This window comes from Streptomyces ruber, assembly GCF_014648075.1.
Taxonomy (GTDB): Bacteria; Actinomycetota; Actinomycetes; order Streptomycetales; family Streptomycetaceae; genus Streptomyces; species Streptomyces ruber.
In genome coordinates this window covers 1-15,123 of sequence record NZ_BMQK01000002.1, presented here as the reverse complement: position 1 = coordinate 15,123, position 15,123 = coordinate 1, and the positions used below count along the sequence as shown (strand labels likewise).

Genomic DNA, 15,123 nt, shown 5'->3' with positions numbered 1-15,123 from the left:
TGGCCGATCCCGGCCAACCCCGTGTCCCCGTGTCCCCGTGCGGTGTCCCTCGGTCCGCTCCGGCCTGCGCCTATCCGGCCTCGGGGTCACCCTTGGTGTACGTCAAGCGCTCGACCGCGCCCGCCCGGAACTCGTCCTCGATCTTCTTGCCGTTGACGTACAGCTGGATCGCGCCCGCGTCGCCGAGGACGAGGTCGATCTGCTGCTGGTCCTGGAAGGTCTGGGTGTCGCCCTGCTTCAGCAGCCCGTCGAAGAGCAGCCGGCCGCTGTGGTCCTTGGCGGAGATCCAGCTGCGGCCGTCGACGGCGCTCACCTGGACGGTCACCTTGTCGCGGGGGGCCGCCGCGATGGCGCTGTCCGAGGGTTCGGGCTCCGTCTCGGGCTTCTCGGCCTCCGGTGCCTGCGAGGCGGGCTTGCTCGTCGTCGGCGTGGAGCCCTCGGCGACCTGCGTCGTCCCGCTGTCTCCGTCGTCGCCGTTGAACAGCGTGAAGCCGACGAACCCGATCACCGCGACGATGGCGGCGACCATGGCCGCGGTCCAGTTGGGGCCACGGCGTTCGGGACGGATGCGCTCCGCCTCGAAGAGCGGGGCCGCCGGGGTGGGTGCGGGCCGCCCGCCGTGATCGCCGTCGTACTGGGCGAGCAGCGGCTCGGGATCGACGTGCACCGCGCGCGCCAGCGTGCGGATGTGCCCGCGCGCGTAGACGTCGCCGCCGCAGGGCGCGAAGTCGTCCTGTTCGATCGCGTGCACGATGGCGATGCGGACCCGGGTGGCGTTGCTGACGTCGTCCACGGTCAGCCCGGCCGCGATGCGCGCCTGCCTGAGGACGTGACCGATCGAGGGGCGTTCCGCCTCGTGTTCGTCCTGTTCGATGTCGAACGGACGCTCGTCTTCGGAGGAGTTGCCGTCAGAGGGATTGCCGATGGACACGGGGGCGCCTTTCGAGGGTGTAGCCACCTGTGCTGGAGGTTCAGTCTAGGGGTGGTACGAAAGGGTGGGGCAACCGGGCGGTGGGACTTTGTACGCCATCAGAATGGCCCGACATCCTGCGGGTGGGACAAGGGTGGGACAGCCGACTGTCCCCTCCCTCAACTTGACGTATGCCGGAGGGAAACGGTTGCTCACCGGTTCCTTACGGGTGAGTCACGGTCACCTACCCGGCCCCGTCACGCGTACGCGTGCGGAACCGGCCGACGCCCGGGCTCTAGGAATCCTCCCCACGGAGTGTCGCCAGCACACCGTCCAGATCGTCGGGTTTGACCAGGACGTCCCGCGCCTTGGAGCCCTCACTGGGCCCCACGATGTTCCGGGACTCCATCAGGTCCATCAGCCGCCCCGCCTTGGCGAAGCCCACCCGCAGCTTGCGCTGGAGCATCGAGGTGGAGCCGAACTGCGTGGAGACGACCAGCTCGGCCGCCTGGCACAGCAGGTCCAGGTCGTCGCCGATGTCCTCGTCGATCTCCTTCTTCTGCTGGGTGCCGACCACGACGTCGTCCCGGAAGACCGGCGTCATCTGCTCCTTGCAGTGCCGGACGACCCCCGCGACCTCCTCCTCGGTCACGAAGGCGCCCTGCATACGGACCGGCTTGTTCGCACCCATCGGCAGGAACAGCCCGTCGCCCTTGCCGATCAGCTTCTCGGCGCCGGGCTGGTCCAGGATGACGCGCGAGTCGGCGAGCGAGGAGGTGGCGAAGGCGAGCCGCGACGGCACGTTCGCCTTGATCAGACCGGTGACGACGTCCACGGACGGGCGCTGCGTGGCGAGCACCAGATGGATGCCGGCTGCGCGCGCGAGCTGCGTGATGCGCACGATGGCGTCCTCGACGTCCCGGGGCGCCACCATCATCAGGTCGGCCAGCTCGTCGACGATCACCAGCAGGTACGGGTACGGCTGGAGCTCGCGCTCGCTGCCCTCCGGCGGCTTGACCTTCCCCTCGCGCACCGCGCGGTTGAAGTCGTCGATGTGCCGGTAGCCGAAGGCGGCCAGGTCGTCGTACCGGAGGTCCATCTCCCGCACGACCCACTGGAGCGCCTCGGCGGCCCGCTTCGGGTTGGTGATGATCGGCGTGATGAGGTGCGGGATGCCCTCGTACGCGGTCAGCTCCACGCGCTTGGGGTCGACCAGGATCATCCGGACGTCCTCCGGGGTCGCCCGCATCATGACCGAGGTGATCAGACAGTTGATGCAGGACGACTTGCCGGAGCCGGTGGCGCCGGCGACCAGCATGTGCGGCATCTTCGCCAGCGAGTGCATGACGTAGCCGCCCTCGACGTCCTTGCCGAACGCGACCAGCATCGGGTCGTCGTCCTCCGCGGACTCCGCGAGCCGCAGCACGTCGCCGAGGTTGACCATCTCGCGGTCGGTGTTGGGGATCTCGATGCCGACCGCGGACTTGCCGGGGATCGGGCTGATGATCCGCACGTCGGGGCTGGCGACGGCGTACGCGATGTTCTTGGTGAGCGCCGTGATCCGCTCGACCTTCACGGCCGGGCCGAGCTCGATCTCGTACCGGGTGACCGTCGGCCCGCGGGTGAAGCCGGTGACCCGGGCGTCCACCTTGAACTCGGTGAAGACGGTGGTGAGCGAGTCGACGACGGCGTCGTTGGCCGCGCTGCGCGCCTTGCCGGGTCCGCCGCGCTCCAGCAGGTCCATGGACGGCAGCGCGTAGGTGATGTCGCCGGAGAGCTGGAGCTGCTCCGCGCGCGCGGGGAGGTCGCGGGGGGCCTCCGGGGGAGCCTTGGTGAGGTCCGGGACCGCGCCGCTCGTCTCCGGCCGGGAGGCCTTGGCGGCGGGCCGCGCGGGTTCCTTGGTGCGCGCCGCGGGGACGGGTGTGGTCTCCTCGCGGCCCTGGCGCTCGGCGGTGACGCCCTGGGTGAGGTCGGCGACGACCGGAGAGGGCGGCATGCCGTGCAGGACGGCGCCGTCGAGCTCGGCCGCGGCGGCCGCGGCGACGTCCACGGCGCCCTTCGGGCGGTTCGGGTCGGACTGCGACGCCCTGGAGCGCCGCGAGCGCCCACGGCGCTGTGCGAGCTCGTCCTGCTCGGCCTCGTCGGCGTCGTAGCCCTGCGGGGCGGGACCGCGCCGGCGGGAGCGCGCGGGCAGCGCCTCGCGCCACTGTTCCTCGTACCGCTCGTCGTCATCGGTGTACGCCCGGCCGGCGTCGTCCTGGATGATGCCGAGCTTCTGGCCGAGCTGCCGCAGCCGCTGCGGGACGGCGTTCACCGGGGTCGCCGTGACGACGAGCAGCCCGAAGACCGTCAGCAGCACGAGCAGCGGTACGGCCAGCACCTCGCCCATGGTGAACGTCAGCGGGCTCGCCGCGCCCCAGCCGATGAGGCCCCCGGCGTCCCGTATCCCCTGCATGCCGTCGCTGCGCGCGGGCGACCCGCACGCGATGTGCACCTGCCCGAGCACGCCGATGACGAGCGCCGACAGGCCGATCACGATGCGCCCGTTGGCCTCGGGCTTCTCGGGGTGGCGGATGAACCGTACGGCGACCACCGCGAGCAGGATCGGCGCCAGCAGATCGAGCCGGCCGAAGGCACCGGTGACGAGCATCTCGACGAGGTCGCCGACCGGTCCCTGCAGGCTGGACCAGGTGCCGGCGGCGACGATCAGCGCGAGGGCGAGCAGCAGCAGCGCGACGCCGTCCTTGCGGTGCGCCGGGTCGAGATTCCGCGCGCCCTGCCCCACGCCTCGGAACACGGCGCCGACGGCATGCGCGGCACCGAGCCAGACAGCGCGCACAAGCCTGTACACGCCCCCGGTCGGGCTGGGTGCCGGCTTCGGTGGAGCCTTCCTCACCGCCGCCTTCCTGGCGGGCGCCTTCCGCGCGGCGGGCCTTTTCGCGGGGGCCTTCTTCACCGGAGCCTTGGTGGGGGCGGCCGCCTTCTTCGCGGGCGGCTTCTTGGCTGCGGGCTGACGTGAGGCCATGAGTGTGAGATTACCGTCGGAGACCACAACGGACACGTGTGCCCAATGCTTCACCCGTTCGTGTCGTATCCGGGGGAACGAGGAATTGACGCGGCCCGTGCGACGCCCTGACTTCCCGTCACGGGGCTTACGCCGCCTGCCGCAACGCGGCGCGACTCGCGCGGCCCGGTGGCGGTGGCGGGGAGCCCTCCGCGAGCCGCTGTCAGTTCTGCGACGGCACGGAAGGCGTTCCGCTGCCCGTGCCCGGTTCGAGGGCGTCCAGCGCGCCACGCAGCCCCGACAGCTTGCGTTCGAGGTGGGCGGCCGTGGCCACCACCGCGGCGTCCGCCGACTCCTCGTCCAGCTGCTTGGAGAGCGCCTCGGCCTGCTCCTCGACCGCGGCGAGCCGCGCGGAGAGCTCCGCGATGATTCCCGTCGGTTCCTTGCTGTCACCGGCGGCCGAGCCGCCCTCGAGCTGCAGCCGCAGCAGCGCGGCCTGCTCCCTGAGCTGGCAGTTCTTCATGTACAGCTCGACGAACACGGAGACCTTGGCGCGCAGCACCCATGGGTCGAACGGCTTGGAGATGTAGTCGACCGCGCCTGCCGCGTACCCGCGGAAGGTGTGGTGCGGCCCGTGGTTGATGGCGGTGAGGAAGATGATCGGGATGTCCCGGGTCCGCTCCCGCCGCTTGATGTGCGCGGCCGTTTCGAAACCGTCCATGCCCGGCATCTGGACGTCCAGCAGAATGACCGCGAAGTCGTCCGTCAGCAGCGCTTTGAGCGCTTCCTCCCCGGACGATGCCCGCACCAGTGTCTGATCGAGCGCGGAGAGAATGGCCTCCAGCGCCAGCAGATTCTCCGGCCGGTCATCGACCAGGAGGATCTTGGCCTTCTGCACCATGGCCCGCCCTCCTCGCCCCGGCGTGGGGCCTCCCCTGTCCGCAGGACCTGAAGCGGCACTTCCGGGAGCCGCCCCAGGGGACGACTTCCTTGCGCCGCCCGTCCTTGTGCCGGTCATCGTAGCCGTACCCCGCCTGTCGCCACACCCTGTCACCGCGATGTCACCGTGCACGTAGCAGAAACGTAGCGGGGGACCAGAAGGTTCCCCGAATCCCGCCCTTCTACACGACTTCCACCACACTCAGTTATGCCGCACCGGTCCCGCGGGGGCGACAACTCGCCACCGCGGGACCCGCTTTCCGCCTCGTACCCGGGCGCGCGGCTCGCACACCGCCGTGCTCCCGGCCGTCCGCGACGCGGTCCCCGCGCTCCGGAACACCGGTCACTCGGGCCGCATCCACTGCTCCATCACCGACAGCAGATGATCGGGGTCGACCGGCTTCGTGACGTAGTCCGAGGCGCCCGACTCGATGGCCTTCTCCCGGTCGCCCTTCATCGCCTTGGCCGTCAGCGCGATGATCGGCAGCCCGGCGAACTGGGGCATCCGCCGGATCGCCGTCGTCGTGGCGTAGCCGTCCATCTCCGGCATCATGATGTCCATCAGGACGACCGCCACGTCCTCGTGCTGCTCCAGGACCTCGATGCCCTCCCGGCCGTTCTCCGCGTACAGCACCGACAGGCCGTGCTGCTCCAGGACGCTGGTCAGCGCGAAGACGTTACGGATGTCGTCGTCGACGATCAGCACCTTCTCGCTCTCGAACAGGACCGGCCGGCGCGGCTGCTGTTGCGGCTGCTGCGCCGCGTCCTGGCCGTTCGGCGACCACTGCTCCTGCCCGGGAGGTCCGGAGGGCGCGGCGGTCCCGCCCGCCGCGGTGCCGTGCCCGCCCGCGGCCGGCAGTGCCCTGCGGCGCCGCCGGAAGAGCGCGGCGGGCCCGTTCTGGGTCGCCTGGTACGACCTCACCTCGGCCGGCGTCTCGATGCCGGACGGCCTGCCCTCCCCGGCCTCGGCCTCCACCAGTTCCCCGGCCTCCATGGCGGGCGCCGCCTGCGAGTAGCCCTGGGGCGGCAGTTCACTCGGGTGCAGCGGCAGGTACAGGGTGAACGTGGAGCCGCGTCCGGGCTCGCTCTGGGCGTGGATCTCGCCGCCCAGCAGGCGCGCGATCTCCCGCGAGATGGACAGCCCGAGGCCCGTACCGCCGTACTTGCGGCTCGTGGTGCCGTCCGCCTGCTTGAAGGCCTCGAAGATGACCCGCATCTTGCTGGCCGCGATGCCGATGCCGGTGTCGGCGACGGAGAACGCGATCAGGTCGGCGTCCGCGTCCCGCAGCGAGCCGGCCTCCAGCAGCTGCTCCCGGATCGCCGTGGGCACGTCCGCGCCCGCCGGCCGGATCACCAGCTCCACCGCGCCGGTGTCGGTGAACTTCACCGCGTTGGACAGCAGGTTGCGCAGCACCTGCAGCAGGCGCTGCTCGTCGGTGTGCAGCGTGGCGGGCAGCTCCGGCGAGACCCGCACCGAGAAGTCCAGGCCCTTCTCCGCGGTCAGCGGGCGGAAGGTGGCCTCCACGTAGTCGACGAGCTGGACGAGCGCGATGCGCGTCGGGGAGACGTCCATCTTGCCCGCCTCGACCTTGGACAGGTCGAGGATGTCGTTGATCAGCTGGAGCAGGTCGGAACCCGCGCCGTGGATCGTCTCGGCGAACTCGACCTGCTTGGGGGTGAGGTTGGTCTCCGGGTTGTCGGCGAGCAGTTTGGCGAGGATGAGCAGCGAGTTGAGCGGGGTGCGCAGCTCGTGCGACATGTTCGCGAGGAACTCGCTCTTGTAGCGCATCGAGACGGCGAGCTGCTCGGCGCGCTCCTCCAGGACCTGCCGCGCCTCCTCGATCTCCGTGTTCTTCACCTCGATGTCGCGGTTCTGCCGGGCCAGCAGCTCGGCCTTGTCCTCGAGCTCTGCGTTGGAGGCCTGCAGGGCCTTCTGCCGCTGCTCCAGCTCCTCCGAGCGCAGCCGGAGCTGCTCGGTCAGCTCCTGCGACTGCTTCAGCAGCAGCTCGGTCTTGGTGTTGACGGAGATGGTGTTGACGCTCGTCGCGATCATCTCGGCGATCTGGTTCAGGAAGTCCTTCTGGATCTGCGTGAACGGCGTGAACGAGGCCAGCTCGATGACGCCCAGGACCGTGCCCTCGAAGAGCACCGGAAGCACGATGACCTGCGCCGGGGGTGCCTCGCCGAGGCCGGAGGAGATCTTCAGGTAGCCGCTCGGCGCGTTCTCCACGAGGATCGTGCGCTTCTCCTTCGCGGCCGTCCCGATGAGCGCCTCGCCCGGGTGGAACGACGTCGGCATGGACCCCATGGAGTAGCCGTACGACCCGAGCATGCGCAGCTCGTACGCGTCGTCGTCCGCGACGCCGAGGTCCTTGAGGTCCTTGCCGTCGACCAGCGGCAGCGCGAGGAAGAACGCCCCGTGCTGCGCGGAGACCACGGGCGTCAGCTCGCTCATGATCAGCGAGGCCACGTCCGCCAGGTCCCGGCGGCCCTGCATCAGCGCCGAGATCCGGGCGAGGTTGCCCTTGAGCCAGTCCTGCTCCTTGTTGGCGATGGTGGTGTCGCGCAGGTTGGCGATCATCTTGTTGATGTAGTCCTGGAGCTCCTGGATCTCGCCCGAGGCATCCACGTCGATCTTCAGGTTGAGGTCGCCGCGGGTCACCGCGGTGGCCACGCGCGCGATGGCACGCACCTGCCGGGTCAGGTTCCCGGCCATCTCGTTCACCGACTCGGTCAGGTCGCGCCAGGTGCCGTCGACGTCGCGCACCCGCGCCTGACCGCCCAGCTGGCCCTCGGTGCCCACCTCGCGGGCGACGCGGGTGACCTCCTCGGCGAAGGACGAGAGCTGGTCGACCATCGTGTTGATCGTGGTCTTGAGCTCCAGGATCTCGCCGCGCGCATCGATGTCGATCTTCTTGGTCAGATCGCCCTTGGCGATGGCCGTGGTGACCATCGCGATGTTGCGCACCTGGCCGGTCAGGTTGGACGCCATCTGGTTCACGGACTCGGTGAGGTCCTTCCACGTGCCGGACACGCCCGGTACGCGCGCCTGCCCGCCGAGGATGCCGTCCGTGCCCACCTCACGGGCCACCCGCGTCACCTGGTCGGCGAACGAGCTCAGGGTCTTCACCATCGTGTTGACGGTGTCGGCGAGCTGCGCCACCTCGCCGCTGGCCTCGACGGTGACCTTCTTGGTGAGGTCGCCGTTGGCGACCGCGCCCGCGACCTGCGAGATGTTGCGCACCTGGCTGGTCAGGTTGTTGGCCATCACGTTGACGTTGTCCGTGAGGTCCTTCCAGATGCCCGAGACGCCGGGCACCCGGGCCTGGCCGCCCAGCTGGCCCTCCGTGCCCACCTCACGGGCCACCCGGGTCACCTGCTCGGCGAAGTTCGACAGCTGGTCCACCATCGTGTTGACGGTCGTGACGAGCTCGAGGATCTCGCCCTTCGCGTCGACGGTGATCTTCTTGGACAGATCGCCGTTGGCGACCGCCGTCGTGACCTCGGCGATGTTGCGCACCTGCATGGTCAGGTTGTTGGCCATGCCGTTCACGGACTGCGTGAGGTCCTTCCAGGTGCCGGAGACGCCCTGGACCTCGGCCTGGCCGCCGAGCATGCCCTCGGTGCCCACCTCGCGGGCCACGCGCGTGACCTGCTCGGCGAAGTTGGAGAGCTGATCGACCATCGTGTTGAGGGTGTTCTTCAGCTCGAGGATCTCCCCGCGCGCGTCCACGTCGATCTTCTGCGACAGGTCACCGCGGGCAACCGCCGTCGCGACCTGCGCGATGTTGCGCACCTGGGCGGTGAGGTTGCCGGCCATGCCGTTCACGGAGTCGGTGAGGTCCCGCCACACACCGGCGACGCCGGGCACCTGCGCCTGACCGCCGAGCCGGCCCTCCGTGCCCACCTCGCGGGCGACCCGGGTGACCTGGTCGGCGAAGGCGGAGAGCTGGTCGACCATCGTGTTGATGGTGTTCTTCAGCTCGAGGATTTCCCCGCGCGCGTCCACGTCGATCTTCTGCGACAGATCGCCGCGGGCCACCGCCGTCGTCACCTGCGCGATGTTGCGCACCTGCATGGTCAGGTTCCCCGCCATGAAGTTGACGGAGTCGGTGAGCTCCTTCCACGTGCCCGAGACGCCGTCCACACGGGCCTGACCGCCCAGGCGGCCCTCCGTGCCCACGTCACGGGCCATCCGGGTCACCTGGTCGGCGAAGCTCGACAGCTGGTCCACCATCGTGTTCACGGTGTTCTTCAGCTTGAGCATCTCGCCGGACACGTCGACGGTGACCTTCTGCGAGAGATCACCGTTGGCCACCGCCGTCGTCACCTGCGCGATGTTCCTCACCTGTCCGGTGAGGTTGCGGAACGCCGTGTTGACGGAGTCGGTGAGGTCCTTCCAGGTCCCGGCCGCCCCCGGCACCTGCGCCTGACCGCCCAGTTCACCCTCGACACCGATCTCCCGGGCCACGCGCGTGACCTCGGCACCGAACGCGGACAGCTGGTCCACCATCGTGTTGACGGTGTTCTTCAGCTCCAGCATCTCGCCCGCGACGTCCACGGTGACCTTCTGCGAGAGATCACCGTTGGCCACCGCCGTCGTCACCGCGGCGATGTCCCTGACCTGCGTGGTCAGGTTCCGGAAGACCGTGTTGACGGAGTCCGTCAGGTCCTTCCAGGTACCCGCCGCGCCCGGCACGTTCGCCTGACCGCCGAGGCGGCCCTCGGCACCGACCTCGTTGGCGACACGTGTGACCTCGTCCGCGAACGTCCGCAGCGTCTCGGTCATCTGGTTGATCGTCTCGGCGAGCTGCGCGACCTCGCCGCGCGCGCTGACGGTCACCTTCCGCGACAGGTCACCGTTGGCGACGGCGGTGGTGACCTCCGCGATCCCGCGCACCTGGGCCGTGAGATTGCCGGCCATGAGGTTCACCGAGTCGGTGAGGTCCTTCCACACCCCGGCCACACCCGGCACCTGGGCCTGGCCGCCGAGCTCACCCTCGACACCCACCTCACGCGCAACGCGCGTCACCTCGGACGAGAACGAGGACAGCTGATCGACCATCGTGTTGACGGTGTTCTTCAGCTCCAGCATCTCGCCGGCCACGTGCACCGTGACCTTGCGCGACAGATCCCCCTTAGCGACCGCCGTCGTCACCAGCGCGATGTCCCGTACCTGCGCGGTGAGCCGGTACGCCATCGTATTGACGGAATCGGTCAGGTCCTTCCACGAACCGGACATCCCGCGCACCCGGGCCTGACCGCCCAGCTTGCCCTCGGTACCGACCTCACTGGCCACGCGCGTGACCTCGTCGGTGAACGTCGACAACTGGTCGACCAGATTGTTGACCGTGCGCCCGACCTTCAGGAACTCTCCGCGCAGCGGATGCCCGCCGTTCCCGTCCGTGCCCTGGGCCCGCAGCTCCATGCGCTGCGACAGATCACCCTCCGCCACCGCGGACAGCACCCGGCCGACCTCGGACACGGGCCGTGCCAGCTCGTCCACCAGCGAGTTGGAGGCGTCGATCGCCGCCGCCCAGGAGCCCTCACAGGCACCCGTCTCCAGCCGCTCGGTCAGCTTGCCCTCGCGGCCCACCACGCGCCTCACGCGCGACAGCTCACCGGTCAGGTGCAGATTCCGGTCCGCCACGTCGTTGAACACGGCGGCGATCTCCGACATCACGCCGTCGCCGGTGACCGGCAGGCGCTTGCGGAAGTTGCCGTCGCGCATCGCCTCCAGGGCCGCGAGCAGCCGGTTCAGGGCAGCCGTGTCCACCGCGGTGGTGCCGTTGCGCGTAGTGCGCCTACTCCCCAGGGACTGTCCGCCTTTCGCGCGCGTCTTCGTGCCTCGCGCCGCTGCGCCAGACTCCACTGTGTCCCTCCCGCAGGGGTCGACCGTCACTGCTCTGCGTGTTTCAGGTGCTACTCGGCGTGCCGTGCGCAGCCGTGTGGCGCCGCCTCGATATACCAGGAGCCGCCGGAAAGCTGCTGCCCGGTTGTACGGAAGGCACTCGACCTGGCCGGACCTTCCCTAGAAGCTTGCCCAGTGTTTCACCATGGCTGAACCAGGCCATAACAGTTCGGCAGCTTCGCACATCGTCCGCGCGCCTTCGAAGGCGGATTCACGGGCGACCGGCATCCGCATGGACGGCGAAGGTAAGTAACCTTGCATGCGGCTGTCCAGCCATGCCGGTCCGTCCGGCCTGGGCGGTGGCACGAGCACGAGCGGGCAGGCATCGGAGGGGCGGCCGCACCATGACCACCGGACTGCATCCCGGGGGAACACCCCAGGATCCTCGGCCGACAAAGCACCACCCCCTGCTTCTGCCTCCCCAGGAGCGGGCCGGCCACGCACATCCGCTCGTAGAGAACCGGACAAGGAGTTCTGTGATCACCGCGCGCGCGGCTGCCAGTTTCGAGCCCGTCGGGCGATCGGTCGCGACCGCCCGCTCCTTCGTCCGCGACACCCTCCAGGGCTGGGGGTTCGCCGACATCGTCGACGACGCCGTGGTCCTGACCAGCGAGTTGGTCACCAACGCGGTGGTGCACGCGGGCACCGCGGCCGACGTCCTGTGCCTCCGCACGGAGGACGGCGTACGGATCGAGGTCGCCGACAGATACCCAGAACGTGAGATCGCTCTCCAGTCGGCGCCCGTCAACATGGGCAGCCCCGACCGCGAGGGCGGCCGCGGACTGCAGCTGTGCGCGGCCCTGGCCGCCCGCTGGGGCGTCGAGTACACGCCGACGCACAAGCAGGTCTGGTTCCAGCTCGACCTCCCCGAGCGCCCGGTGGGCACCCGGGCCGCCGGCCCGTCGCTGCCGGCCGACCTGCTGCCGCTCGCCGACGGCCGGGTGCGCGTCGCGGTCGTCCAGATCGACCGCTCGGGCGCGATCAGCGCCTGGAACGAGGACGCCGAGGAACTCTTCGGCTACCCCGCCGAGCAGGTCGTCGGCAAGCCGCTGACCGACCTCGCCGCCTGGCCGCACACCCCGGGCACCAGCACCGGCATCGTCGAGGCCCTCCAGCTCTCCCGCTGGGAGGGCAGCTACGGCATCCGCGGCGCCAACGGCCGCGTGACCCCCGTGTACGCCTCCCACCTGCGCGTACGGGACACGGACGGCGATCCCTCGACGGTCTGCCTCCTGGTACGGGACCACGAGCGCGCCGTGCTGCAGACCCCGCTGCGCGGCTCGTCCTCGGACACGGCGACCTCGTCCGAGAGCCAGAACACGGACCCCTTCGAGGTCTTCATCGGCTCCCCCGCCCCCGACGACCTGGACGGCCTGCTGCAGCGCACCGTCGAGCGGGCCCGCGACATGCTCGACAGCGACGCGGCCTTCCTGCTGCTGGCCACCGACGACGAGACGGAACTGGAGGTCCGCGCCTCCACCGGCCTGCCCTCCGCCCGGCAGCGCTTCGCCCGCGTCCCCGTCGAGGCCGGCCCCGGCCGCTACAGCTCGGCCCGCATGCCCGCGGTCCACGACGACCTCACGGCCGTCCCCGGCGCCGTGCCCCTCATGAACGGCACGGGCATGCGCTCGGTCGTCACGGTCCCGCTCAAGGTCGAGGGCCGCCTCACGGGATCGCTGGGCGTGGCGGCGGAGGCACCCGGCCGGTACTCCAACGAGGAGGCGCTGCGCCTGCAGTTCGCCGCCGACCGGATCGCGCTCGCCGTGGAGTCGGCCCGCCTGGGCGAGCTGGAACGGCTGCGCCGCGGCTCGCTCAGCTTCCTGGTCGAGGCGTCCGACCTGCTCGCCGGCACCCTGGACCGCGACCAGACCCTGGCGCTGATGGCGCAGATGACCATCCCGACCCTCGCCACCTGGTGCGCGGTCTACACGATCGCCGACCAGGCCTCGGAGCCGTACCTCTCGTACGTCCTCCACGAGGACGAGGAGCGCATCGACGGCCTCAAGGCCCTCCTGTCCAAGATTCCGCCACCGGAGCCGATCCCCACTCCCGGCGCCCGGGTCTGGTCGGCTCCGTCCGAGGCCGCCCACCAGGCGGCACTGCGCCAGTCCATGCGCAGCCTGGGCCTGAACGAGCCGACCACGGTCAGCTCGGGCATCGGTACGACCCTGGCGACGGCTTCGGCGGTGGGCGGCGAGACGGTCGTCCTGCCCCTCGTCGCCCGCAACCGCGTGATCGGCATGCTGACGCTCGGCAAGCCCACCGACGAACACTTCCGCCAGGAGATCCTGGAACTGGCCGAGGACCTCAGCCGCCGGGCCGCCCTGGCCCTGGACAACGCCCGCCTGTACTCGGAGCGCATGGCGATCAGCCAGTCCCTCCAGCGCAGCCTCCTCCCGCCCGGCCTGCCGGACATCGACGGCGTCGAGGTCGACGTCATCTACCGCGCGGCCGGCGAGGGCAACGAGGTCGGCGGTGACTTCTACGACCTGTTCCCGATCCGCGACGGCGCGTACGGGTTCGCCATCGGCGACGTCTGCGGCACGGGACCGAACGCGGCCGCCGTCACCGGCCTCGCCCGGCACGCCCTCCGGCTGCTGGCCCGCGAAGGGCTGAGCGGACCGTCGGTCCTCGAACGACTGAACTCCGCGATCCTCGACGAGGGCGACCGCGGCCGCTTCCTCACCCTGCTGTACGGCGAGCTGTGGCCCCAGGAGGACGGCGGCGCCCTGCTGAAGGTCGTCTGCGCCGGCCACCCGCTGCCGCTGCGCCTGCGCCAGGACGGCACGGTCGAGCCGGCCGCCGAACCGCAGCCGCTGCTCGGTGTCATGGACGAACTCGACCTGTACGAGCAGGAGGTGCGGCTCGACCCGGGCGATGTCCTGCTGTGTGTCACGGACGGTGTCACCGAGCGCCGCGAGGGCACGCGCATGCTGGGCGACGACGGCCTCGCGGACGTCCTGACGGCCTGCACGGGCCTCACGGCGGGCGCCGTCGCGGCCCGCATCATGCGCGCGGTCGAACGCTTCGCCTCCGACGCCCCGTCGGACGACATGGCGATCCTGGCGATGCGGGTCCCCGGCCTGCAGGACTGAGGGCACGAAGAAGGCCCCGCCCGAATGGGCGGGGCCTTCTTCGCTGGAGCCCCCAAACGGAATCGAACCGTTGACCTTCTCCTTACCATGGAGACGCTCTGCCGACTGAGCTATAGGGGCCTGTTGCCTTTTCGGTGTTTCCCCGCGGCAACGGAATAGATCATACCCCGAACGGGCGTGTGCTCCCAACCGTGGCCGATCGCTCCGCCCGCTCAGAAAGCGGGCTGGAGCAGTCCGCCGAGTGCGTTGCACGCGGACACGATCCGCTGCATGTCCCGCCTGGTCAGCGACGCGTCCACCGGCAGGGCCAGCGTCTCGTCCGCGGCTCGCTCGGTCTCCGGCAGACACACGTCCCGGCGGAAGGCCGGCGTACGGTGCACAGGGGTCTTCACCGGCACCCGGCAGTCGATTCCCCTGACCTGTATGGCCCGCGCGAAGGCGTCCCGGTCCGGTCGCCCATTGCCGGGTACGCGCACGACGTACTGCTGGTAGGTGTGCCCCTCGGCGTCCTGCGGCGTCCAGACCCCGTTGAGTCTCGCGTCGAGGTAGGCGGCCCGTTGTCTCCGCCGGGCGATCTCGTCGTACGGGGCTTCGGACTCACCCTGCTCCAGCACGAGGAATCCGTGCCGCCGACCGAGAGTACGCAATCCTGTGATGTCGGCCGACCGGCCGAAGCGGTGTACGACGACGACAGCTGCTGTCCGGGAGGTGACGACCGCGTCCACCGCTGTGGGGGCGAGGCAGTACGTCACCGGATCTATGTCGGCGAAGACCGGCACGGCACCGTTCAGGGCCACGGCCTCCGCGATCTCCACGTTGCCGAAGGCCGGCACGACGACCTCGTCACCAGCCCCGATGCCCGCTGCGTTGAGCATTTCAACCGTACCCATGCAGGGATGGTGATCGCGCAACGTGAACGTGAAGTGACGTAAAGCAAAAAAGAGTCGGTCCCCGACCTGAAGTCCGGGGACCGACTCTTTCAATGATTGTTCGGCGGCGTCCTACTCTCCCACAGGGTCCCCCCTGCAGTACCATCGGCGCTGTAAGGCTTAGCTTCCGGGTTCGGAATGTAACCGGGCGTTTCCCTCACGCTATGACCACCGAAACACTATGAAACTCTCAACCCGACCGCTGCACAGCAACGGGGTCGTTCGTGGTTTCAGAACCAACACAGTGGACGCGAGCAACTGAGGACAAGCCCTCGGCCTATTAGTACCGGTCAACTCCACCAGTCACCTGGCTTCCATATCCGGCCTATCAACCC

Annotated in this window: 6 protein-coding genes, 1 tRNA gene and 1 rRNA gene; 1 reads left to right on the top strand and 7 read right to left on the bottom strand. The window is 69.9% G+C overall.

The annotated features are described in order from the left end of the window. Positions 1-70: 70 nt before the first annotated feature. From IEZ04_RS04930 to IEZ04_RS04915, 4 genes are all read right to left on the bottom strand, one after another. Positions 71-931 carry a helix-turn-helix domain-containing protein gene (locus tag IEZ04_RS04930; RefSeq protein ID WP_189215427.1) on the bottom strand — a complete coding sequence of 287 codons (861 nt, stop codon included), beginning with the start codon at positions 929-931 and terminating at the stop codon, positions 71-73. 274 nt (positions 932-1,205) lie between these two features. Next, entirely contained in the window at positions 1,206-3,935 is a 2,730-nt protein-coding gene (locus tag IEZ04_RS04925; RefSeq protein WP_189215426.1) for a DNA translocase FtsK, read from the bottom strand. A 202-nt stretch (positions 3,936-4,137) separates the two neighbouring features. Continuing rightward, positions 4,138-4,815 carry a response regulator gene (locus IEZ04_RS04920; RefSeq protein WP_189215425.1) on the bottom strand — a complete coding sequence of 226 codons (678 nt, stop codon included), beginning with the start codon at positions 4,813-4,815 and terminating at the stop codon, positions 4,138-4,140. A 381-nt stretch (positions 4,816-5,196) separates the two neighbouring features. Next, a complete protein-coding gene (locus IEZ04_RS04915; protein ID WP_189215424.1) occupies positions 5,197-10,725 on the bottom strand; it encodes a HAMP domain-containing protein in 5,529 nt (1,842 codons plus the stop codon). 383 nt (positions 10,726-11,108) lie between these two features. Here IEZ04_RS04915 and IEZ04_RS04910 point away from each other — a divergent pair, with 383 nt between their 5' ends. Further along, positions 11,109-13,859: a SpoIIE family protein phosphatase gene (locus IEZ04_RS04910; protein WP_189215423.1), complete on the top strand. Its 2,751-nt coding sequence runs from the start codon at positions 11,109-11,111 to the stop codon at positions 13,857-13,859. Between the two features lie 44 nt (positions 13,860-13,903). Here IEZ04_RS04910 and IEZ04_RS04905 read toward each other — a convergent pair. The 3 genes from IEZ04_RS04905 to rrf form a co-directional block, all read right to left on the bottom strand. After that, positions 13,904-13,979: transfer RNA gene (locus tag IEZ04_RS04905), tRNA-Thr, on the bottom strand. Between the two features lie 92 nt (positions 13,980-14,071). After that, positions 14,072-14,734, bottom strand: coding sequence for a DegT/DnrJ/EryC1/StrS family aminotransferase (locus tag IEZ04_RS04900; protein ID WP_189216013.1), 663 nt, complete (start codon positions 14,732-14,734; stop codon positions 14,072-14,074). A gap of 113 nt (positions 14,735-14,847) precedes the next feature. Then, a 5S ribosomal RNA gene (rrf, locus tag IEZ04_RS04895) occupies positions 14,848-14,964 on the bottom strand. Between the last annotated feature and the right edge of the window lie 159 nt (positions 14,965-15,123).